This window comes from Pseudomonas sp. 05N431, assembly GCF_056397005.1.
In genome coordinates this window covers 32,884-54,833 of sequence record NZ_JBFTMN010000027.1, presented here as the reverse complement: position 1 = coordinate 54,833, position 21,950 = coordinate 32,884, and the positions used below count along the sequence as shown (strand labels likewise).

The window sequence follows — 21,950 nt, the reverse complement described above, 5'->3', positions numbered from 1 at the left end:
ATCAGGGGGTGGGCGCGCAGCGCCGTACGGCGCAGCCGGACACATCGAGAGGAGGTCGTCGCGAAGCAGACCGTAGGCGATGCCCCCTGATGAATGCCGGAACGAGGGGACGCCGAGCCTAGGCGAGGTGCCGTACGCTTGGGGCGAAGCGTTTTGCTTACTTTTGGGCGTCTGCAAAAGTGAGTCGCCGTCAGGGCGAAACCCCAAGTGGCCGTTACCGCAGAAATGGATATGTACACCTGCAAGAGATTGGTCGGCTGTCAGGCCGCCATCGCGGGCAAGCCCGGCTCCCACAGTTGGACTGTGTACATCTGCGAGAGATTGGTCGGCTGTCAGGCCGCCATCGCGGGCAAGCCCAGCTCCCACAGTTGGACTGTGTACATCTGCAAGAGGTTGGTCGGCTGTCAGGCCGCCATCGCGGGCAAGCCCGGCTCCCACAGTTGGACTGTGTACATCTGCGAGAGGTTGGTCGGCTGCCAGGCCGCCATCGCGAGCAAGCCAGGCTCCCACAGTTGGACTGTGTACATCTGCGAGAGGTTGGTCGGCGGCCAGGCCGCCATCGCGAGCAAGCCCGGCTCCCACAGTTGGACTGTGTACATCTGCGAGAGGTTGGTCGGCTGCCAGGCCGCCAAGGTCAAAAGATCGCAGCCTTCGGCAGCTCCGAAGGCAGGGCGTATCAGTCGGCCAACCAACCATTTTCCCAATACCGCACGTTGTCTCCGCGCAGCATGTAGTCGCGCAGTACCGCTTCGCGCAATTCATCGCCCATGCGGTAGCTGGCATCCGGGTCCGCCAGGTGCATGCGAATGGCCTGCAACCATTCTTGCGTGCTGTTGCTGACAACCCGAGTGCACGGCAGATAACCCCGATACGCCTCGGTATCCGTACACACCACCGGGTAGCCGCAAGCACCGTACTCCAACAGACGCAGATTGCTCTTGCAGTCGTTGAAGATATGAAACTCCAGCGGCGCCAGCGCCAGGTCGAGGTTCAGGCTGGCCAGCTTCGCCGGGTAGACACTGAGGTCGATCACGCCATGGAACTCATGCATGTAAGGCAGCAATTCTTCGGGGCACATGCCGAAGAACACCCAATCCACCTCGTTGGCCAGCTCGCGAACGACATCAGCGATGATCGCCAGGTCGCCCGAGTGACTGGTACCGCCACCCCAGCCAACCCGTGGCTTTTTCGAGGTGCGACGCTGACTGCGCAGGCCATCCCAAAGATGAGTCGCGAGCATGTTCGGCACGACCCGAATGTCGTGATGCATCGACGACAACGCATCGGCCAGTGGTTGAGTCGAAACCACCACCCGATCGCACAGGCCGATGCCGCGACGGACCAGACGCTCCATCTCGACGTTGTCCGGCATATTGCGAATGTGCGCGTTCTTCTTCGGCGCCTTGATGACATAGTCATCCAGTTCGTAAATCAGTCGGGCGCTGGTATAGGGCTTGAAGGCAGCGATCTCGTTGATCGGCCCCTCGCTGTAGCGCCCCTGCAAAATGATCACGTCCGGCGACTCACGCTCGATCTCGATGATCGACGGCAGGTCGTAGTAGATCCGCCCGGTCGCCCGACCGGCCTTCTCCAGTTCGACCAGCGGCTGGATCGTCCGATAGTGACCGACCGCCGAGGAATTGACCGGCAACGCCATGACCTTCGGTAACTGACGAACGGAAAACGGGCTCCAGCCGGTGCGCAAGCCTGGCTCCAGACTGTAACTGGAGCTGCCTAGCGTATTCAGCATCAGGTTGGGGTTGTACGCCGGGTCGCGAGCAACGATGGGCAACCAGCGCCGGTAGAAGGTTTCCTGCTCCTGCGTGCGCAGCGCCAGTTCGGCTTTGTCCGGCACGACTACGGGCTGCGTCCCCAGGGCCAGTTGGGCGTATGGCGTCCACACCACCAGATAGCCGCTTTGACGGACCCGCAAACACAGGTCCACCTCGTTGAGAGTCAAGGCAAAATCCTCCGCCTGAAGCCCACCGACACTCTCGAACAACGCCTTGCGCACCATCAGGCAATCAGCACCGACCGCGCTCAAGTCCTGAACCACTTGCAAACGATGCATGTAGCCGGCGGCGTTCAGCGAGTCACCGAAAAACGGTGAACCCGCCGGCCCTTGCAGCCCGAGAATCAGGCCGGCATGCAGCACGCAACCGTCGGGATTGAACAGCTTGGCCCCGACCACACCGACTTCTGGACGCTGCGCATGATTGAGCAATTCATCCAGCCAGTCCGCACGGGTGACCACCACATACGGGTCAAGCATCAGCAGGTATTCGCCGCGAGCCTGCTGCGCCGCGAAGTTGCGCGTCGCCGCGACATTACCCTGCTGCGGATACGTCAACACCCGCAACCGGTCTGAGCCCAACTGCGCCATGGCGCTCAGCCACTCAAGCGTCTGCGCAGACTCGCTGCCGTCATCGACCAGCAACAACTCGTACTCGCTGTAGGCAGTTTTCTCCAACAGACTTTCGACACAGCGTTGCAGCACTGCCAACTGATCCTTGCAGACAATGACGATCGACACCAGCGGCCGATCGGCGTGCAGGTAATCGACGCGATTGAGCAAGGTAAAACTGCCCTGGCGAATCTCGTGGGCAACGCCCAATCGCTGAAGATGCGCCTCCAACACTTGCGGGTTGAGCTCAATGACTTCGGGCAGCGCCAGCCACTGTGCCAGGCCGAATGTCGACTCCAGCATCACCTCGGCAATATGTTCGACGACCTTGATGCCGTCATCCTCGACCATGCGCCACAGCACATCGTGAGGCGCCAGCTCGCCGTAGCTTGAATTGAAACCACCCAGCGCCAGGAAACGCTCACGCTGAAACGCCAGGGATCGCCCGACGTAGGGATAACTGCGCATCAGGTCCAGGTTGAAATCCGGCTTGAAGACCGGGTCGGCCGACTCACCGTCACGCAATCCGCCTTCATCGCCATACACGCACAACGCACTCGGCGAGGCACTGATGCGCTCGGCCAGCAGCAACAGCGCCGGCTCCACCAGGCGATCGCCGGCACGCAGCACGTAGAACCAGTCGACGCCGTCGAGTTGCGCCAGCAATGCGTTGAGCTGCGCGCACCAGTCCTCCTGCAATGGCAGGTTGAACACCCGCTCATCGAGCTGCGCTTCGGTACAGGCGCTGGACAACACCAAGGTCAGCTCCGGCGCGTAGAGCTGCCCGGCAAGGCTTTTAAGGGTGAGATCCAGATTGGCTCGGCTGGCCTGCTCATCGATGATGATCGGGACAATTTTCGGTTGCCGCGACCAACCGGCCACGGTTTCCGGCAATAGACTTCGCTGAGTCTCACTGAGCGTGCGACACGCCAGCCATTGCGAGTACAGCTGGGAAAAACTCTCGCTGGCGATACCCACCCGATACTCCTGGTTGGACTGGCGAGCGCCCAGGGTTCGACTCAGGGGCAGTTCGTCCCAGACGCGCGGCGCCTCGCTGGCGCGGCTCAACGGCAAGTACCGAACCCAACCTGCCGCCGGTGCGCCCTCGCCACCACGAACCTTGAGCATTTGCACCAGCCACTGCTTTTCCAGCTCCGCCGCATCTTTCATCGGCTGCTGACGAATCAAACGCTCCGGATGCAAGCGCTCGACACTCAACACGTAGTTGAGCTGAGCTATGTTGCCCCGGCGCATCAGGCAGATGTACAAGGCCAGATCGAGCGATGCGACAAAGCAATGGCCTGGCTGAGTCAGGGCAGGCATCAGCTCCTGCATATCCTCGCGGCGGAACAGCGCATTGCTGAAACCACCGACGAAGTTGACCGGGAAGCTCTCGAAAATCGCCAGCAGGTCATCGCCCTTGAATATCCCGCACACCGGCGACAGCGTGCTGTTCTCCAGGCGTGACGGCAGCGGGTGATCATCCGCATCCCAGAACGCGCGCTGGGCCAGCACCAGATTGATGTCCGCCTGCTCGGTCAGGACCTGCGCCTGGCGTTCGATACACGCAGGCGACAACTGGTCATCATCACAGAGAAACTTGATGTACTCGCCCTTTGCCTCGCCCAGGCACGCCAGCAGATTGCCGACGAATCCCAGCGTCTGCGGGTTTCGTACATACCGCACGCGTTCTGCCGCGTCGCCCGCCAGCGACTCGACAACCTGTTTGATCTCATCGCCACGACTGTCGTCGCACACAATGATTTCGAGGTTGGCGTATTGCTGGATCAGGGCACTGCGCAGGGCCCGAGCGAAGAAGCGTGGATTGAAGGCGGGGATGACGAGGCTGACTAACGGGGCTGGATTCACGGCGGGGCTCTCAAGCGGAGGATGCTCACCCGGTCGGGTGAGCCCCTGAAACCGCTGAAAAAAAGGCGATTGGTATTCGGCGGTTTACGGCCAGGCGCTTTCGCGCCAGGCCCTCTTAGATCTTGTTGAACAGGCCCAGCTGACTGATTTTGCTGAACGCCAGTTGCGCAGCCTGCAACATGGTTTGCTGCAACGTCAGACGGGTCATGACTTCTGCCGGATCAGAGTCGCGGATAGCCGACTGGCTGGTAGTGTTGGCCAGGACGAGACTCTGGTTGGTTGTCGTCTGATCATCCAGGGCCTGGCCACGCACACCCACAGCAGTGATTGCCGACCCCAACTGCGCCTGCGCGGTGTCCAGGTTGCCCATGCCCGACGCGACGGCTGCCTGCATTTTTTGCAAGGCGACCGGATTGTTATCCGCCGGAGTATTCAACGCCGCTTGCAACTGCCCCAGGGTGTCCAGAACGTTCTGGGTCTGGTGGTTGTTAGCCTGGACAACAAACTGATCGCCGGCTGCCGGAGTACCGCCGAGCGTAAACGTAACCCCTGCAGCTGTCGCCGTAGAACCGGCCATGGTGCCCGAAGACACCGGCTTGCTGGTCGCCGTGATCGGCGATGCATAAAGATCGTAAGCCGTGGCACTGGTGAACTTGAGAATCGCACCGCCAGTCGGGAAGGAGCTGTTATAGGCAGTCGGGTTGCTCGTCGTCGCACCGGAAATCACTGCAGTAGACGGGTTGCCCGGGCTACGCGAAGCATTGATGGTGTCGGGCTTGACCGCCAACTGGAAGCTATGGCCGGCGATCACCGTGTCTGGAACGGTATCGCCAGGCTTCAGATTGATGTTCAGCGTCAAATCCACACCACGGAAACTGACCGTCTGGTTAGACGCGTCCTTATTGCTGATCACACCGTTCTGGCTGGCCTCGGCAGTGACATCGTTACCCAGCGCATCAGTGATCTGCAGCTGGGTACTGCTGACAAAATTCACGGTGTAAGGTTGACCTGCGGTGAACTTGGAATCGAACGTTCCGCTGTTGCTGATCTGGCCGTTGGATAGCGTCACCCGACCGTCATCCACCGCAGGTGCGGTCATGGTGGTCAGAGAGCGACTGGTATTGACCGACTTCTGGAAGGCATCCCAACCGGTGATGTTGCTGGCAACCGACATGGAGTCGCCGATGGCCAGGCTCACGTCGGACTGGTCACCGTTGTAGCTGTAGGTACCATCGGAGTTTGCCGTGTACGGAGGCGTGCTGGTTTTGGAGCCGGCGAACAGATAGTTGCCGTTGGCATCCTGACTGTTCATGAGGCCTAACACCTGGCTCTGGATCTGCCCCAGCTCCTGGGCCGCAGCCTTACGGTCCGCATCGGTCTGCGTGCCGTTGCTGGCGCCCAGCGCGAGTTCCTTGGCCCGCTGCAAGGCGGTGCCAATGGCACTCAGTGCGGTTTCGGACTGACTGTATGCACCCTTGAGGCTGCTGATGTTGCCGGCGTACTGATCCAGCATCGCACTCTGTTGGCCGAGCTGAAGCAAGCGCGCAGCACCAATCGGATCATCGGCAGCTGTGTTGACCTTGGTCAGGCTGCTCGCTTCGGCGCTGGTCTTGATTGCATTGTTGTAATTACGCTGATAGTTGGCAGCGGTCGTTTCGTAATACTGGGCGGTAGAAATGCGCATGAATTACGACTCCTTAAAGACTGTTGATCAGCGTGCTGAAAGTTTCCTGCGCAGCCTTGATGATCTGCGATGAGGCTGTGTAGTACTGCTGGTATTTCACCAGGTTGCCGGACTCTTCATCGAGGTTCACACCTGACAGGGCATCGCGGGCATTCTTGGCCCCGGTCAGAATCACCGTGGCGGCATCGCCGTCAGCCTTGGCCTGGGCCGCCTGGGCACCAACGTTGGACACCAGTTTGCCGTAGGCATCCGAGAGGCTGAGCCCCTTGCTCACCGAACCGGTTTCCACCGTCTGCCTGGTCTGTAAACCGACCAGTGCGGTGCCGTTGCGGTTGTCTGAAGAGTTGGCGCCGGTCAACGAAATACTGAAGCTCTCACCGGCAGCAGGCGAACCATTGACCGTTGTTTGAACCGAGAAGGTCTTCTGCACTGGCGGCACGACCGAGTTATCCATGATCGCAGCACCCGTGCTATCGACCATGTTCACTTGCAGGTTCAGGGTATTGCTTTGACCGGGAACGATGCTGCCCGAGCCCATGCTGACGCCCTTGGCATCGTAAAGCTTATAACCCTGGGTCCCGGCGCCTGCTGGATCGAACACCACTTTGACCGGCGTCGAATACTGGAGCCCCGTTTGCAGGTCGGCATTGGCCGCTGGATTGTAGATATCCAGGGTGCTGGTCAACGTCGGCTGGGTATAGGTGCCTTTGTTGTTGGCACTGGCAACACCACTCAGAGGCGCAGCTGCGGCGAGCTTCTTCGGATCGGTGATCACCGTCTGGATATCACTGGCACCGCTGCGGGTCGGTGTCACCTTGAAGGTGTCGCCGGCGCTCATTGCACCGCCGCCATTGAGCGTCATGCTGAAGCCGTCGATCACCGGAGCCGGTGTGGTGGTGGTGCTGAAGGCTCCCATGTTGGTGCCGTCGGAGCGCGTAACGCTGTAGTTCGTAGCGCTGGTGAAGGTCACCTGATAATCGTTGGTGGTCAGCTTGCCCGTGTCGTTGATGGTGACATTGAGGTTACCGGAACCGGCGCTGTTACCCGCCTGGGCAATACTGCGCTGCGAGATCAGCGTGGCACTGTTGATGTTGTTGAAGATCGCCGAACCAAAGTTGCCGTTCTGGTCGATGCCTTGTGCCTGCTGCTGGTTCATCTGATCGGCGACAACCAGTGCCACTCGCCCCAGCTCGTTAATTGCCGGGTTGAGCACTTCGCTGCGATAACTCAGCAAGCCACCCATCTGCCCGGTCGTCATCACCGACGTAATATCGATGACGCTCGAACCGCGATTCAACTGGAGCGTCGACTGAGTCGGATCAGTCTTGCCCGGTACGGTTTCCAGGGTGTTAGTGGTGCCGCCCATCACCAACGGCTGACCGCTGCCGATGTAGACGTCGTAGTTGGTGCCGCGTTCGACAACCTGGGCACCGACCAGGTCGGAAAGCTGGCGGACCGCCTCGTTACGCTTGTCGAGCAAGTCGCTCGGGCCACTGCTGTTGCTGGTGTTGCTACCCGCTGTTTGAGAGATCTGCTGGTTGTACTGGGCGATCGTGGTCGCCAGTTTGTTGACCTGGGATGCCATGTCCGCCAGGTTGGAGTTGATGCCGGTGTTCTGGTCGGTCAACTGCTTGGAAATCGAGTTGAAGCGATCGCTCAAGGTCTTGGCATTGGTCATCACCGATTGGCGGGACGCATCATCGGTAGGCTTGGTCGCGACCGCTTGCAGGGACGTGAAGAACTTCTGCAGTGAGCCACTGAGGCCGGTGTTGCTGTCGGACAGCATCGTGTCGACCGGCGTAACCTGCCCCAGATAGGACGATGCCTGGCCGTTAAGCGAAGTGCTGGTCTGCAACTGGGTGTCGAGGTAAGCGCTATACACACGACGCACGTCAGCCAGGGTCGTGCCCGTGCCGATGAATACGTTGCTGCCGTACTGAATCGAGGACTTGCTGTTCTGTACGGTTTGCTGACGAGAGTAGCCGGCCGTGTCAACGTTGGCAATGTTGTTGCCGGTCACCGCCAAAGACGATGAGGCCGCATTCAACCCCGACATCCCGATATTGAGCAAACTCATGATTCAGACCTTATACCTTATGCCTATAAAGGCGTCGTGGAAGAGCCCGCCGCAGCGTAGTTCTGGTAACTCTTCATCTGCTTGGCAATCTGCGAAATCTTGTTGGCGTAGCCTGGGTCGGTTGCATACCCGGCCTTTTGCAACTCGCGTACAAACTGTTCCGGGTTATCGGCCGACTTCACAACATCTTGATAGCGATTATTGGTTTGCAGCAACGTCACAAGGTCATGGAAGCTGTCCTTGTAAGAACCGTAGGAACGGAACTCGGCCGTCTCCTTGACCATCTCGCCATTCCTGAACTCGCTGGTGATCGCCCGCGCCGAATCGCCCTTCCAGCTGCTGCCGGCCTTGATGCCGAACAGGTTGTGACTGCTGCTGCCATCCTGGGCGCGCATGACCGATTTACCCCAACCGGTTTCCAGGGCCGCCTGGGCCACCAGATAACGTGGATCGACGCCAATGCGGTCGGCGGCCTCCTTGGCCATCGGCATCATCGTATTGACGAATTCGTCGGCGGAGCTGAAAGCTTTCTTCGCCGGTGCCAGCGGAATTTGAGCCATGGCACGACCATAAATCTGCATCCGCCCGCTCGATCCCGAATCCGTTTGCGAGGCCAGCCAATCGCCATTGAACAGCGGACCGGAACCGGTCTTCATGCCTTGAGACGACTGGATGTTGTTGAGCGCCGTTGCGCTGGTCGCAGCGGTCGTCGATGCCGACGGCACCAGGCCGGCGAGCAAGCGATCCGCGAGTTTCGGCGGCAGCGCCAGACGACGCTGGTTGAGCATCGCCACGTCATTGCGGTGCCCGTCGAGCGATTGTTGCGGCGGGTTGACCGCGCGCGACGCCCACAACGGCCGCTGACCATTGAGCCGCGACAACGGCCCATCGGTGCCCACCGTACCGGCAGCCACCGGCGTTGATACTGCCGCTTTCGCCGCTGCCTGCTTGGCCGCAGACATCGCCGCCGCCTCGCCCGGCGCCAGCGGTTTGTTCTTCGACATCTGGCGCATCAGCACGTCGGCCAGGCCGATACCATGACCCTGGCGGGACATGGAAACCGCCAGCTGCTGGTCGTACATTTCCTGGTACTGCTTGGCCGCAGGCGTGTTGAGCGGATTGTCCTTGCCCAGGGTCTCGGTGGCCGAGCGCATGGACTTGAGCATCTCGCCGAGGAACAGCGACTCGAACTCCTGCGCCACTTTGCGCATGTTCGCATCGCTGTTCTTGTCACCGACCTTGAGCTGGTTAAGCCGGTTCAGGTCCGAGTACGAACCCGAATCGCCGCTGCTGACCAACCCGCTCTTGTGAAGATCCATGTTCGCCATATCAAATCACGATCAAGTCGGCTTGCAGTGCGCCAGCCTGTTTCAACGCTTCAAGGATCGCCATCAAGTCACCCGGCGCCGCGCCGACCTGATTCACCGCACGGACAATCTCGTCCAGCGTGGTGCCAGGACCAAACTTGAACATCGGCTTGGCTTCTTGCTGCGCATTGACCCGGGAACGCGGCACCACTGCCGTCTGACCGTTGGACAAAGGTCCCGGCTGACTGACGATCGGGTCTTCGGTGATGGTCACGGTCAGGCTGCCGTGAGTCACGGCGGCCGGTGAAACCTTGACGTTCTGACCGATCACGATAGTGCCGGTCCGCGAGTTGATGATGACCTTGGCCACCGCCTGCCCCGGATCGACTTCGAGGTTTTCCAGGATCGACAAGTAGTCGACGCGCTGGCTCGGATCGAGCGGCGCAGTGACGCGAATCGAACCGCCGTCGATGGCCTGAGCAACACCAGGGCCGAGCATGTTGTTGATCTTGTCGACCACGCGCTTGGCGGTGGTGAAGTCGGAGCGGTTGAGGTTCAGGGTCAGGCTGTTGCCCTGATTGAAACCACTCGGCACCGAACGCTCGACCGAAGCACCACCCGGGATGCGACCCGCCGACGGAACGTTGACGGTGATCTTCGAACCGTCGCGACCTTCAGCATCAAAACCACCGACCACCAGGTTGCCCTGGGCGATCGCATAGACGTTACCGTCGATACCCTTGAGCGGCGTCAGCAGCAAGGTGCCGCCACGCAGGCTCTTGGAGTTACCGATCGAGGATACGGTGATGTCGACCTGCTGACCCGGTTTGGCGAACGCCGGCAAATCGGCACTGACCGACACCGCCGCGACGTTCTTCAACTGCACGTTGCCAGAACCGGGCGGCACCTTGATGCCGAACTGCGAGAGCATGTTGTTGAAAGTCTGCAGGGTGAACGGGGTTTGCGTGGTCTGGTCACCCGTGCCGTTAAGCCCGACGACCAGGCCGTAGCCGATCAATTGGTTGGAACGCACGCCCGAAATACTGGCGATGTCCTTCAGCCGCTCGGCCTGAACGCCGAGGGAAGTGGACAGCAACAACATGGCCGCCATCAGGTGCTTGAAATTAAACATGAGTCGTTTCATCACCTAAAAAGGGAACAACGGGCTTAAGAAGAAACGGTCGAACCAGCCTGGCTGACTCGCATCGGCAAACGAACCGGTGCCCGAATAGGTGATCCGTGCATCAGCGATACGCGTCGACGGCACCGTGTTATCGGTAGCGATATCGTCTGCCCGGACCAGACCGGCAATGCGCACCAGCTCATCACCGGTATTGAGGGTCATCCACTTCTCGCCACGCACGGCAATGATGCCGTTGGGCAGCACGTCGGCAACGGTGACGGTGATCGAACCGACCAGGCTGTTGCCCTGCCCTGCCTTGCTGTCGCCCTTGGTGGCGCGGTCACCGTTGTAATTGGCACCCAGACTCAGAGGACTGTTGGTGGCCGGGGTGCCACCGAACAGCGAGGTCAGACCGATTCCGGCCTTGCTGGTTTTGTCCACCTGGGAGTTGGCGTTTTTACTGGCCTGGGTCTTCTCGTTCAGGGTGATGGTGATGATGTCACCGACCCGGAACGCCTTGCGGTCGCTGTACAGGTTCTGCTCGAAACCGGCCTGATAGATCGAGCCGTTGTTTGCCGCTGCCGGCAGCGGTGTACGAGGCAACACGGGCGCGTAGTACGGGTCATTGGGCTTCGGCGTCGGACCGACGCAGCCCGCGAGCACGGCGATCCCACTCAATGCGAGAACAGATACAAAGCGATTCATGACCCTACCTCACGGTGTTGCAGGCGGCTTCATGCCGCCTCATAGACTTGATTACAGATTCTGCGTTACGAACGAGAGCATCTGGTCGGCGGTAGAAATCACCTTGGAGTTCATCTCGTAAGCGCGTTGAGTGGTGATCATGTTGACCATCTCTTCAACGGTGCTGACGTTGGAGGTTTCCAAGGTGTTCTGCAGCGTGGTACCAAAACCGTTCAGGCCCGGCGTACCGATTTGCGGCGCACCACTGGCGGCGGTTTCCTGGAACAGGTTGTTACCCATGGCCTGCAAACCGGCCGGGTTGATGAAGTCGGCGGTTTGCAGGTTGCCGATCACTTGCGCGGCAGCAGCACCTGGAACAGTGATCGACACGGTGCCGTCACGACCAACCGTAAAGGTCTGTGCGTTGTTCGGAATGACGATGGCCGGTTCCAGGGCAAAGCCGCTGGCGTTGACGATCTGGCCATTGGAGTCCAGGTGGAACGTACCGTCACGGGTGTAGGCGGTCGTGCCGTCCGGCTGCAGGATCTGGAAGAAACCGCGACCGTCGACCGCCATGTCCAGCGGCTGGTCGGTGGTTTGCAGGCTACCGGCGGTGAAGTTTTTCTGAGTGCCGACAATGCGCACACCGGTACCCAATTGCAGACCCGACGGCAGTGCGCTGTCTTGGGTCGACTGGGCGCCTGGCTGACGCTTGATCTGGTACAACAAGTCCTGGAACTCGGCACGGTCACGCTTGAAACCCGTGGTCGATACGTTTGCCAGGTTGTTGGAAATAGTCGTCAGGTTGGTGTCCTGGGCGGACAGACCTGTTTTGGCAACCCATAGAGCCGGAAGCATTCAATTCTCCTCGTGCGCCTGTTTTACGGCGCGACGTTCTGATAATTAGCTGATCTGCAAGACCCGAGCCATGGCCTGGTCGTCGTCTTTGGCGGTGTTCATCATCTTGATGTGCAGCTCGAATTGCTTGGACAAAGCCAGCACCGAGGTCATCTCTTCAACGGCGTTGACGTTGCTCGACTCAAGGAAGCCCGACACCAGCTGCACGTTGGCATCGACCGGTGCCGGCTTGCCGTCTGCGGTGTTGATCGAACCGTCCAGCCCCTTGGTCATGTTCTTGATGTCCGGGTTGACCAGCTTGATGCGGTCGATTTCTGCAATGACGCGCGGGCCTTCGCCCATTGACCGAATGCTGATGGTGCCGTCCTGGCCGACTTCGATTTTTTGCTCGGGTGGCACGGCAATCGGACCACCGTTGCCCATGACCGGCATGCCGTTGCCGGCGCGCAGCACGCCCAGGGCGTCGACATTCAGGCTGCCGGTGCGCACATAGCTTTCACCGCCATTCGGATTCTGTACGGCAATCCAGCCATTACCCTGGACCGCCACATCGAGATCGCGACCGGTTTCAATCATCGCGCCAGGCGAGAAGTCGGTGGCCGGACGTTCGGACAGGGCAAACGCTCGCGCCGGAAAGCTGTCGCCAAACACCGGCATCGACCGCGCCTGCTCCAGGTCTTTCTGAAAACCGTTGGTGGAGATGTTCGCCAGGTTGTTGGCATGAGCCTTTTGCGCCAGTGCGTTCTGGCTGGCGCCGGTCATTGCCACATAAAGGTACTTGTCCACAGTCTTTCCTCTGCATGTCGGACGTTTGCCGCCCACCGCTGTACTGCTGAGCCTCAAGCAATTTGCAGACCAACTTCCACGCAGAGGTTCAAAGCCCTCTAAACAAAGGACTTGAGAGGAATTGGAGGGGAATGAGCGATTGTGTCAAAGACGAAAAACCGGCGCGGTTATGCCGTTTGGCGGCAACCTTTGATGTTGGGCAGCAGCCACTACCGCCATCGCGAGCAAGCTCGCTCCCACAGGGTTATGGAGTGCTCACAAATTATGTGGCCGCCGAAGACCCAATGTGGGAGCGAGCTTGCTCGCGATGATGCCAGCACTAATAAAGTAGGTACCCGCTATGACTCGGTCTTGCCGACTTCATATTCACGCAGCTTGTTGGCAATGGTGGTGTGGGACACGCCAAGGCGCTTACCCAGCAGGCGACTGCTCGGGTACTCGGAATACAGCCGCTCCAGCACCGCCTTCTCGAAACGCCCGACAATCTCGTCCAGCCCGCCTTCCAGCGAGAAATCCCCCAGAGGCTGGCGCACGCCGTAGTCCGGCAGGCGAATATGCTCTGCCTTGACCGTGCCACCGTCACACAACGAAACCGCCTGAAACAACACATTCTCCAACTGCCGGACGTTGCCCGGCCAGTGGTAATGGCTGAGCCGCTCCATCGCCGCCGGTGCCAGCTTCGGTAGCGGACAACCGATCTGCCGACTGGCCTGATCGAGGAAGTGCTCGACCAGCGGCGTCAGACCGTCGAGGCATTCACGCAGTGGCGGGATGTGCAGTGAAAGCACATTCAAGCGATGGTAAAGATCCTGACGGAATTCACCGCTGGCACACAGTTCAGACAAATCGACCTGCGTTGCGCAGATCACCCGCACATCCAGGTAAACCTCTTCATCACTGCCCACCCTGCGGAAGCAACCGTCCTGCAAAAACCGCAGCAACTTCACCTGCAAGCGCGGGCTCATTTCCCCGACGCCATCAAGAAACAGCGTGCCGCCCGCCGTCAGCTCCAGCAGCCCGAGCTTGCCTTCGGCCCGCGCCCCTTCGAACGCACCCGGGCCATAACCGAACAGCTCGGTCTCGGCCATCGACTCCGGCAGCCCGGCGCAATTGAGCGCCATCAATGGCGACTGCCCGCGCGGGCTGGCCAGGTGGCAGGCGCGCGCCAACAGTTCTTTACCGGTGCCGGTCTCGCCCTCGATCAGCAGCGGCGCATCCAGTGGCGCCATGCGCCGCGCTTCACGCACCACCGCGGCCATGACTTTGGAGCTCTGGAAGATGCTGTCGAAACCGCGCAACTCCTGCTTGCGCACGTTATAGATGCGCTCGCCGACCCGGTCCGCCCGGTGCAGCGTCAGCACCGCACCGGCCATGGCCTCGCTGTCGTCATGCTCCGATTGCAACGGCGCGATATCGGCCAGGAACACGTCGCCCTTGACCTTGACCCGCAAGCCGTTGATCCGCGATTTGTTGGCGCGTACCAGCTCCGGCAAATCGAAGTCCTCGGCATACCGCGACAAGGGAATGCCCGGCACCTCGTCCACCCGCACACCAAGCAATTGCGCGGCGGCGCGGTTGGCCGCAACGATCGAGCCGCCCATGTCGATCGACAACACCGGAAACTCCAGCGCGCCGAGCAAGGCATTCAGCTCCATGTGCCGACGCTCGCTGGGCATCAGCCCTACACGCTTGACGCCAAACACACCGGTGATGGCCTCGAACTTCGGACGCAGTGCCTGGAATTGAAGGTTGATCAGGTTCGGGCAATGCAGATAGATCGCGTTGCCATGCTCGCCGCCGACCTCACCCCGGGCGACGTTGATCCCGTACTCCACCAGCAGGTTGAGAATGTCGCGCAGGATACCGATGCGGTTCTGGCAGTGGACTTTGATACGCATATAAAGGCCTGAACGATGGTAAATGAGGCGCATGGCGAGGACTTTTCTGCCAAGGCGCGAAGTTTGTCGTCAAGATTATGTGACAGCTCAAGTCCTTTTCAAACCCGAAAATATCAATGCCCACGCCACATCTGCTCATACGTAACGAATACTTTACGAAAATCAGGGAATTCTCCTACGCACGACGCTCAAACCCTGCTGCAAGGTCGCACACTTCGGGTTATCTCTAGGTCCATAGGCAACACGACATAACAAGAATGTATCCCTTTGCAGGAGAGCAGCATGAAGCAGACGCAATACGTGGCCCGCGAGCCCGATGCGCAAGGTTTTATTCACTACACCGCTGAAGAACACGCAGTGTGGAATACGCTGATCACTCGCCAGTTGAAAGTGCTCGAGGGTCGTGCATGCCAGGAATACATGGACGGCATCGAGAAACTCGGCCTGCCCCATGACCGCATTCCGCAACTCGACGAAATCAATAAAGTCCTCGGCGAGACCACTGGCTGGCAAGTCGCCCGCGTACCGGCGCTGATTCCGTTTCAGACCTTTTTTGAATTATTGGCCAGCAAGCAGTTTCCGGTCGCGACCTTTATTCGTACTCGCGAAGAACTGGATTACCTGCAAGAGCCAGACATTTTCCATGAGATCTTTGGGCACTGTCCGCTGCTGACCAACCCCTGGTTCGCCGAATTCACCCACACCTACGGCAAACTCGGCCTACAGGCCTCCAAGGAAGAACGTGTCTATCTGGCGCGCCTGTACTGGATGACCATCGAGTTCGGCCTGGTCGACACCCCGGACGGCAAACGCATCTACGGCGGCGGCATCCTCTCCTCGCCAAAAGAAACCGTGTACAGCCTGTCCGGCGAGCCAGAGCATCAAGCCTTTGATCCGCTGGAAGCGATGCGCACGCCGTATCGCATCGACATCCTGCAACCGCTGTACTTCGTCTTGCCCAACCTCAAGCGCCTGTTCGATCTGGCCCACGAAGACATCATGGGCATGGTCCAGCAAGGCATGCAGCTGGGGCTGCACGCACCCAAGTTTCCGCCTAAACCCAAGGCGGCCTGAGAGCGCCGCAGTCGCGGCGCCCCTCAAAAAATAGTAACGTCTAACAAGAACCGAATTCAGGAACCCACCATGAACGCTCTGAACCAAGCCCATTGCGAAGCCTGCCGTGCCGATGCCCCACAAGTCAGCGACGAAGAACTGCCGGTACTGATCAAGCAGATCCCTGACTGGAACATCGAAGTTCGCGACGGCGTGATGCAGCTGGAAAAAGTCTTCCTGTTCAAGAATTTCAAATTTGCCCTGGCCTTTACCAACGCCGTGGGTGAAATCTCCGAGGCCGAAGGCCACCATCCTGGCCTGCTCACCGAGTGGGGCAAAGTCACCGTGACCTGGTGGAGCCACTCGATCAAAGGCCTGCACCGCAACGACTTCATCATGGCCGCGCGCACTGACGAAGTGGCCAAAGACGCCGAGGGCCGAAAATAATGCATTTCGACGCCATCGGCCGAGTACCCGGCGACCCGATTCTCGGCCTGATGGAGGCCTATGCGCAGGACAACAATCCGCGCAAATTCGACCTTGGCGTGGGCGTCTACAAGGATGCCCAGGGCCTGACCCCGATTCCGCAGTCGGTGAAACTCGCCGAACTGCGCCTGGTCGATCGGCAGACCACCAAGACCTACATCGGTGGTCACGGTGACGCGGCGTTCGGCAAAGTGATCAATGAGCTGGTGCTCGGCGCCGACTCCGCGCTGATCGCCGAGCAGCGCGCCGGCGCCACCCAGACTCCGGGCGGCACTGGTGCCTTGCGCTTGAGCGCCGACTTCATCGCGCAATGCCTGCCGGGCCGTGGCATCTGGCTGAGCAACCCGACGTGGCCGATTCACGAAACCATCTACGCCACCGCCGGCCTCAAGGTCAGCCACTATCCGTACGTGGGCAGCGACAATCGCCTCGATGTCGAAGCGATGCTGGCGACCCTGGACTTGATTCCCAAGGGCGATGTGGTGCTGCTGCACGCCTGCTGCCACAACCCGACCGGTTTCGACCTGTCCCACGATGACTGGCGCCGTGTGCTGGAAGTAGTTCGCAGCCGCGAACTGCTGCCGCTGATCGACTTCGCTTATCAGGGTTTTGGCGATGGCCTGGAGCAGGACGCCTGGGCCGTGCGCTTGTTTGCCGCTGAACTGCCTGAACTGCTGATCACCAGTTCCTGCTCGAAAAACTTCGGCCTGTACCGCGACCGCACCGGCGCGCTGATCGTCTGCGCGAAGGATGCCGAAAAGCTGGTGGATATCCGCAGCCAATTGGCCAACATCGCCCGCAACCTGTGGTCGACACCACCGGATCACGGCGCCGCTGTCGTGGCAACCATCCTTGGCGACCCGGAGCTGAAACAGCTGTGGGCCGATGAAGTGGAAGCCATGCGCTTGCGTATCGCGCAGCTGCGCTCGGGCCTGGTGGAAGCGCTGGAGCCACACGGTTTGGGCGAACGCTTCGCGCATATCGGCGTGCAACGCGGGATGTTTTCCTACACCGGTTTGACACCGGCTCAGGTGAAAAACCTGCGGGAGAATCACAGCGTGTACATGGTCAGCTCCGGTCGTGCCAACGTCGCCGGGATCGATGCCACACGCCTGGATTTGCTGGCGCAAGCGATCGCCGACGTCTGTAAGTAACCCCTGTGGGAGCGAGCTTGCTCGCGAAGAACGATTACACGGTTTTTCTGATAAACCGCATCGTCTCATTCGCGAGCAAGCTCGCTCCCACATTTGAATTGCGTCCCTCCTGCTGACCTGTCTAGACAATCCCATCCGTCGCAACAAAGGGAGATAAAAGTCTTTTTGTCATCTCCCCTGCTGTATCCTGCCCAGGCTTTTTTAAAAGCGCGGATCTACACAGCGATTTAAAAACAGACCTTGCGAGGAGCAACCAACATGCACGAGATTCCTAATCTCCCCTTCCCAAGCCTGCACGAAACTGCGCAGAAAACCCCGCAACAAGCCGGCGCCCAACAGCCCGAGCCGAAAGAAGCCACTGGCAGCCGCAAGGCCGACAGCGAAGACTGAAAAAAGCACTACCCAGACCGTGTGGAAAGCGCTAATTCATGCGCTTTCCACACAGCCTGAACCAAGGACCCGTACATGAGCGACACCTTCACCGAAAGCCAGGCCAACGTACTGATCGGCACTGCCGAAAAGATGATCGATGTCTGGAACCGCCTGACACCCGAGAAGCAAGCCCTGCTCCTGACCCGCTTCGGTAGCCAGGAAAACGCCCTCGCCGCACTGGTAACCACGCAACTGGTCGCACCCGCCAAATCCTGATTCCGGCCAGGCAACACAACGGCCGACACCTGGCGCCAATTTCTCCCCCTCTGCGCATCCAACCACCGGTATCATAAGCAGCCTATCTATCCTGCTGTCCCGTGGACCCATTCCCATGCCAGAACCCCAGCGCCCCATGGCGGTCACGCTGCAAGTCGTTTCCATCGTCCTGTTTACCTTCATCGGCTATCTGAATATCGGCATCCCCTTGGCCGTTTTGCCGGGTTATGTGCACAGCGACCTGGGTTTTGGCGCGGTGATCGCGGGCCTGGTGATCAGCGTGCAATACCTCGCCACCCTGCTCAGCCGCCCGTACGCGGGACGGATCATCGACAACCAGGGCAGCAAACGCGCGGTAATGATCGGCCTGGCTGGGTGCGGCTTGAGCGGCGTGTTCATGCTGCTGTCGGCCTGGACGCAAAACCTCCCGACCTTGAGCCTGATCAGCCTGCTGATCGGTCGACTGGTGCTGGGCAGCGCCGAAAGCCTGGTCGGTTCGGGATCGATTGGCTGGGGCATCGGCCGGGTCGGCGCAGCGAATACCGCCAAGGTCATCTCCTGGAACGGCATCGCCAGTTACGGCGCACTGGCTGTCGGCGCGCCGCTCGGCGTGCTGCTGGTTCATCACTTGGGGCTGTGGAGCATGGGCGTGAGCATTCTGCTGCTGGCAGCGCTGGGGCTGCTGCTGGCCTGGCCGAAAACCGCGGCGCCGATCGTTGCCGGTGAACGCCTGCCGTTCATGCATGTCCTGGGACGGGTGCTGCCCCACGGTTGCGGGCTGGCGCTGGGCTCGATCGGCTTCGGCACCATCGCCACCTTCATCACCCTGTATTACGCCACCCGACACTGGGACAACGCCGTGCTCTGCCTGAGCCTGTTCGGCGCCTGTTTCATTGGCGCGCGCCTGCTGTTCGGCAACCTGATCAATCGCCTCGGCGGTTTTCGCGTGGCGATTGCCTGCCTGTCGGTTGAAACCCTCGGCCTGTTGCTGTTGTGGATGGCGCCGGACGCACACTGGGCACTGGCGGGCGCGGCGCTGAGCGGGTTCGGCTTCTCGCTGGTGTTCCCGGCACTGGGCGTGGAAGCGGTGAATCTGGTGCCCGCCTCCAGCCGTGGCGCGGCGGTCGGGGCTTACTCGCTGTTCATCGACTTGTCACTGGGGATCACCGGGCCGTTGGCGGGCGCCATCGCAGCCGGATTCGGCTTTGCCTCGATCTTCCTGTTCGCCGCCCTCGCCGCCTTGAGCGGCTTGATGCTCAGCTTCTATCTGTACCGACAGTCACCACTGCACCTGAACGAAAAGTATCGCGAAGAACGCGAAGCGCCCTAGAAGTCGACTTTACCACGCCCGGCCTTGATCGAGCCGCGCTTGGTTTTTGACTCCAGCCGACGTTTCTTCGAGCCCAGGGTCGGCTTGGTCGGACGACGCTTCTTTTCAACCTTGGTGGCGCTGAGGATCAACTCGGTCAGACGCGCCAGCGCATCGGCGCGGTTGGCTTCCTGCGTGCGGTACTGCTGGGCCTTGATGATGATCACGCCGTCGCTGGTGATCCGACTGTCACGCAGCGCCAGCAAGCGCTCCTTGTAGAACTCTGGCAAGGACGAAGCCGGAATATCGAAGCGCAAGTGCACCGCGCTGGAGACCTTGTTGACGTTCTGCCCACCCGCGCCTTGCGCACGAATGGCAGTCAATTCGATCTCGGCATCCGGCAGATGCACGTTGTTGGAAATCTCCAGCATGGAAAGCGGTCCGGGGTCAGGGCGTTCAGGATACCCTGAATGAGATATTCAGCACGCCGAAGATCAACTGTGGGAGCGGGCTTGCTCGCGAATGCGGTGTGTCAGTCACATCAATATTGCCTGACACACCGCATTCGCGAGCAAGCCCGCTCCCACAGGGGTTCAGTGCAAGTCCAAAGGTTTTGCATAGCCCCATAAGCAACAAACCCGGCACATGGCCGGGTTTGTCGTTTCTGCTTTCCGCGTTACTTCACTGCAGAAGCCGCAGCATTCAACGCGTGCTGAGCGCTGCGTTTGTTCTTGATGTTGTAGCAGCCCCACATGAACAGGACCCACACCGGAATTGCGTACACCGAGATCTGGATACCCGGGATCATCAGCATGATGCACAGGATGAAGGCCACGAACGCCAGGCAGATGTAGTTGCCGTACGGGTACCACAGCGCCTTGAACAGCGGCGTTTGTCTGGTGCGGTTCATGTGCTGACGGAACTTGAAGTGCGAGAAGCTGATCATCGCCCAGTTGATCACCAGCGTTGCAACCACCAGCGACATCAGCAGTTCCAGCGCATGCTGCGGGATCAGGTAGTTCATCACCACGGCGACGAAGGTTACCGCGGCCGAGGCCAGGATCGAACGCACCGGCACGCCGCGCTTGTCGATCTTCGCCAGACCTTTCGGGGCATCGCCCTGTTCAGCCATGCCCAGCAACATGCGGCTGTTGCAATAAGTGCCGCTGTTGTACACCGACAGCGCTGCAGTCAGTACCACGAAGTTGAGGATATGCGCCGCGGTGTTGCTGCCCAGCATCGAGAACACCTGAACGAACGGGCTGCCGCTATAGGCATCGCCGGACGCATTCAGGCTCACCAGCAAGCTGTCCCACGGAGTCAACGACAGCAGAACCACCAATGCGCCGATGTAGAAAATCAGGATCCGGTAGATCACCTGGTTGATGGCTTTCGGGATCACGGTTTTCGGCTTGTCGGCTTCTGCTGCGGTGAAACCGAGCATTTCCAGGCCGCCGAAGGAAAACATGATGATCGCCATGGCCATCACCAGACCACTGACGCCATTCGGGAAAAACCCGCCGTGTTCCCACAGGTTGGTCACCGAGGCTTGCGGGCCGCCATGGCCGCTGACCAGCAGGTAGCTGCCCAGGGCAATCATGCCGACAATCGCCACGACCTTGATGATCGCGAACCAGAACTCCGCTTCGCCAAAGACTTTGACGTTAGCCAGGTTGATCGCATTGATCATCACGAAGAACGCCGCAGCCGAGACCCAGGTCGGGACGTCCGGCCACCAGTAATGCACGTATTTGCCAACCGCCGTCAGCTCCGACATGCCCACCAGGATGTACAGAATCCAGCAGTTCCAGCCCGACAGGAAGCCGGCGAAACCGCCCCAGTACTTGTGGGCGAAGTGGCTGAACGAGCCAGCCACCGGCTCTTCAACGATCATTTCGCCCAATTGGCGCATGATCATGAAAGCAATGAAGCCACAGATTGCGTAACCGAGAATCATCGACGGGCCGGCCGATTTCAGCACACCGGCAGAGCCCAGGAACAATCCGGTACCGATCGCGCCACCAAGGGCGATCAGTTGAATATGGCGATTTTTCAGGCCGCGTTGAAGCGTACCTGAATGCGAGTTTTGTCCACTCATGAAAAGGGTCTCACGCAAGGTTTGATAATGTTCGTTAAGACGTTGCCGCTCGGATCAGGATCAAGCAGCGCGGATCAAACCCCAGCGCAGGCACCAGGAGTTCAGCGTTTTTTTACCGGTCATGCGTCACCTGTTTGTTTTTATCTGTGACGAAATCGAACCCGACACGCTTGTGGCGCGGCGGAGTTAACAAAGCGGATAGCCTTGAGTTTGCGCAGTTACGCAGGGAGGTCACAGTTAAAACGCGGCGCATTGTACACCTGTAACCCCCTGCTGCCAGACACCGCTGAATCAGCGCGTCGTTTGCCGGGATTGCCTGTGTCCGCCTCGAGGGGCTCGGGCGGCTGCAAAAAAAGGCTCAGACCTTTGCAGGTCATTGACGGGGGCGATGGAAAATTCGCCCCTCGAAGAGAGATGAAAATGACTCACGGCGTTCATTGCGCCTCCTTCTTGTTATGCACCTGCACGACAGGCATGGGCGCATCTCACCGCTGAAACCGTCTTGAAACAAG

At 59.8% G+C, this 21,950-nt stretch carries 18 protein-coding genes; 6 read left to right on the top strand and 12 right to left on the bottom strand.

What is annotated here, in order from left to right; genetic code table 11:
- Positions 1 to 404: 404 nt before the first annotated feature.
- From AC1DIG_RS27830 to AC1DIG_RS27785, 10 genes are all read right to left on the bottom strand, one after another.
- The gene (locus tag AC1DIG_RS27830) at positions 405 to 599 is read right to left on the bottom strand and encodes a hypothetical protein (protein ID WP_477769896.1); all 195 of its coding nucleotides are present in this window, start codon (positions 597 to 599) and stop codon (positions 405 to 407) included.
- A 77-nt stretch (positions 600 to 676) separates the two neighbouring features.
- Positions 677 to 4,273: a glycosyltransferase gene (locus AC1DIG_RS27825; RefSeq protein ID WP_477769895.1), complete on the bottom strand. Its 3,597-nt coding sequence runs from the start codon at positions 4,271 to 4,273 to the stop codon at positions 677 to 679.
- Between the two features lie 115 nt (positions 4,274 to 4,388).
- Entirely contained in the window at positions 4,389 to 5,957 is a 1,569-nt protein-coding gene (locus tag AC1DIG_RS27820; RefSeq protein ID WP_477769894.1) for a flagellar hook-associated protein 3, read from the bottom strand.
- A gap of 13 nt (positions 5,958 to 5,970) precedes the next feature.
- Positions 5,971 to 8,034 (bottom strand): flagellar hook-associated protein FlgK, encoded by a 2,064-nt coding sequence (gene flgK / locus AC1DIG_RS27815; protein WP_477769893.1) that lies wholly within the window; start codon positions 8,032 to 8,034, stop codon positions 5,971 to 5,973.
- A gap of 23 nt (positions 8,035 to 8,057) precedes the next feature.
- The gene (gene flgJ / locus AC1DIG_RS27810) at positions 8,058 to 9,353 is read right to left on the bottom strand and encodes a flagellar assembly peptidoglycan hydrolase FlgJ (protein ID WP_477769892.1); all 1,296 of its coding nucleotides are present in this window, start codon (positions 9,351 to 9,353) and stop codon (positions 8,058 to 8,060) included.
- Positions 9,354 to 9,363: 10 nt separating this feature from the next.
- Positions 9,364 to 10,473 carry a flagellar basal body P-ring protein FlgI gene (locus AC1DIG_RS27805; RefSeq protein WP_477769891.1) on the bottom strand — a complete coding sequence of 370 codons (1,110 nt, stop codon included), beginning with the start codon at positions 10,471 to 10,473 and terminating at the stop codon, positions 9,364 to 9,366.
- Positions 10,474 to 10,488: 15 nt separating this feature from the next.
- Positions 10,489 to 11,169 (bottom strand): flagellar basal body L-ring protein FlgH, encoded by a 681-nt coding sequence (gene flgH / locus AC1DIG_RS27800; protein ID WP_477769890.1) that lies wholly within the window; start codon positions 11,167 to 11,169, stop codon positions 10,489 to 10,491.
- A gap of 51 nt (positions 11,170 to 11,220) precedes the next feature.
- Entirely contained in the window at positions 11,221 to 12,006 is a 786-nt protein-coding gene (flgG, locus tag AC1DIG_RS27795) for a flagellar basal-body rod protein FlgG (protein WP_054596270.1), read from the bottom strand.
- A 45-nt stretch (positions 12,007 to 12,051) separates the two neighbouring features.
- Positions 12,052 to 12,792 (bottom strand): flagellar basal body rod protein FlgF, encoded by a 741-nt coding sequence (locus tag AC1DIG_RS27790; protein WP_123583969.1) that lies wholly within the window; start codon positions 12,790 to 12,792, stop codon positions 12,052 to 12,054.
- A 338-nt stretch (positions 12,793 to 13,130) separates the two neighbouring features.
- Entirely contained in the window at positions 13,131 to 14,690 is a 1,560-nt protein-coding gene (locus tag AC1DIG_RS27785; RefSeq protein WP_477769889.1) for a sigma-54-dependent transcriptional regulator, read from the bottom strand.
- 282 nt (positions 14,691 to 14,972) lie between these two features.
- On the opposite strand from AC1DIG_RS27785, the gene phhA reads away from it, so the two are divergent.
- The 6 genes from phhA to AC1DIG_RS27755 all read left to right on the top strand — a co-directional run bounded on the left by phhA (position 14,973) and on the right by AC1DIG_RS27755 (position 19,361).
- Positions 14,973 to 15,764: a phenylalanine 4-monooxygenase gene (gene phhA / locus AC1DIG_RS27780; RefSeq protein ID WP_477769888.1), complete on the top strand. Its 792-nt coding sequence runs from the start codon at positions 14,973 to 14,975 to the stop codon at positions 15,762 to 15,764.
- A 69-nt stretch (positions 15,765 to 15,833) separates the two neighbouring features.
- Positions 15,834 to 16,190 carry a 4a-hydroxytetrahydrobiopterin dehydratase gene (locus AC1DIG_RS27775; protein WP_019692410.1) on the top strand — a complete coding sequence of 119 codons (357 nt, stop codon included), beginning with the start codon at positions 15,834 to 15,836 and terminating at the stop codon, positions 16,188 to 16,190.
- Entirely contained in the window at positions 16,190 to 17,383 is a 1,194-nt protein-coding gene (locus AC1DIG_RS27770; protein ID WP_477769887.1) for an amino acid aminotransferase, read from the top strand. Before AC1DIG_RS27775 ends, AC1DIG_RS27770 begins: the two co-directional genes overlap by 1 nt.
- Positions 17,384 to 17,641: 258 nt before the next feature.
- Positions 17,642 to 17,773, top strand: coding sequence for a hypothetical protein (locus AC1DIG_RS27765; RefSeq protein ID WP_477769886.1), 132 nt, complete (start codon positions 17,642 to 17,644; stop codon positions 17,771 to 17,773).
- Between the two features lie 75 nt (positions 17,774 to 17,848).
- On the top strand, positions 17,849 to 18,031 hold the full coding sequence (locus AC1DIG_RS27760) for a hypothetical protein (RefSeq protein ID WP_477769885.1): 183 nt from the start codon (positions 17,849 to 17,851) through the stop codon (positions 18,029 to 18,031).
- 115 nt (positions 18,032 to 18,146) lie between these two features.
- Positions 18,147 to 19,361, top strand: coding sequence for an MFS transporter (locus AC1DIG_RS27755; RefSeq protein ID WP_477769884.1), 1,215 nt, complete (start codon positions 18,147 to 18,149; stop codon positions 19,359 to 19,361).
- On the opposite strand, the gene arfB is transcribed toward AC1DIG_RS27755, so the two are convergent.
- Both arfB and AC1DIG_RS27745 read right to left on the bottom strand, forming a co-directional pair.
- Positions 19,358 to 19,771, bottom strand: a complete 414-nt coding sequence (gene arfB, locus AC1DIG_RS27750; RefSeq protein WP_262116639.1) for an alternative ribosome rescue aminoacyl-tRNA hydrolase ArfB — start codon at positions 19,769 to 19,771, stop codon at positions 19,358 to 19,360. The two genes, AC1DIG_RS27755 and arfB, sit on opposite strands and share 4 nt — an antisense overlap.
- 245 nt (positions 19,772 to 20,016) lie before the next feature.
- A complete protein-coding gene (locus AC1DIG_RS27745; RefSeq protein ID WP_477769883.1) occupies positions 20,017 to 21,438 on the bottom strand; it encodes an amino acid permease in 1,422 nt (473 codons plus the stop codon).
- Between the last annotated feature and the right edge of the window lie 512 nt (positions 21,439 to 21,950).

Bases quoted from the DNA above. Each gene is read 5' to 3' on its own strand.
- AC1DIG_RS27830 (WP_477769896.1), bottom strand. From the start codon at position 599: ATGTACACAGTCCAACTGTGGGAGCCGGGCTTGCTCGCGATGGCGGCC.
- AC1DIG_RS27820 (WP_477769894.1), bottom strand. From the start codon at position 5,957: ATGCGCATTTCTACCGCCCAGTATTACGAAACGACCGCTGCCAACTAT.
- flgK (WP_477769893.1), bottom strand. From the start codon at position 8,034: ATGAGTTTGCTCAATATCGGGATGTCGGGGTTGAATGCGGCCTCATCG.
- flgJ (WP_477769892.1), bottom strand. From the start codon at position 9,353: ATGGATCTTCACAAGAGCGGGTTGGTCAGCAGCGGCGATTCGGGTTCG.
- AC1DIG_RS27805 (WP_477769891.1), bottom strand. From the start codon at position 10,473: ATGTTTAATTTCAAGCACCTGATGGCGGCCATGTTGTTGCTGTCCACT.
- flgH (WP_477769890.1), bottom strand. From the start codon at position 11,169: ATGAATCGCTTTGTATCTGTTCTCGCATTGAGTGGGATCGCCGTGCTC.
- flgG (WP_054596270.1), bottom strand. From the start codon at position 12,006: ATGCTTCCGGCTCTATGGGTTGCCAAAACAGGTCTGTCCGCCCAGGAC.
- AC1DIG_RS27785 (WP_477769889.1), bottom strand. From the start codon at position 14,690: ATGCGTATCAAAGTCCACTGCCAGAACCGCATCGGTATCCTGCGCGAC.
- phhA (WP_477769888.1), top strand. From the start codon at position 14,973: ATGAAGCAGACGCAATACGTGGCCCGCGAGCCCGATGCGCAAGGTTTT.
- AC1DIG_RS27775 (WP_019692410.1), top strand. From the start codon at position 15,834: ATGAACGCTCTGAACCAAGCCCATTGCGAAGCCTGCCGTGCCGATGCC.
- AC1DIG_RS27770 (WP_477769887.1), top strand. From the start codon at position 16,190: ATGCATTTCGACGCCATCGGCCGAGTACCCGGCGACCCGATTCTCGGC.
- AC1DIG_RS27765 (WP_477769886.1), top strand. From the start codon at position 17,642: ATGCACGAGATTCCTAATCTCCCCTTCCCAAGCCTGCACGAAACTGCG.
- AC1DIG_RS27760 (WP_477769885.1), top strand. From the start codon at position 17,849: ATGAGCGACACCTTCACCGAAAGCCAGGCCAACGTACTGATCGGCACT.
- AC1DIG_RS27755 (WP_477769884.1), top strand. From the start codon at position 18,147: ATGCCAGAACCCCAGCGCCCCATGGCGGTCACGCTGCAAGTCGTTTCC.
- arfB (WP_262116639.1), bottom strand. From the start codon at position 19,771: ATGCTGGAGATTTCCAACAACGTGCATCTGCCGGATGCCGAGATCGAA.
- AC1DIG_RS27745 (WP_477769883.1), bottom strand. From the start codon at position 21,438: ATGAGTGGACAAAACTCGCATTCAGGTACGCTTCAACGCGGCCTGAAA.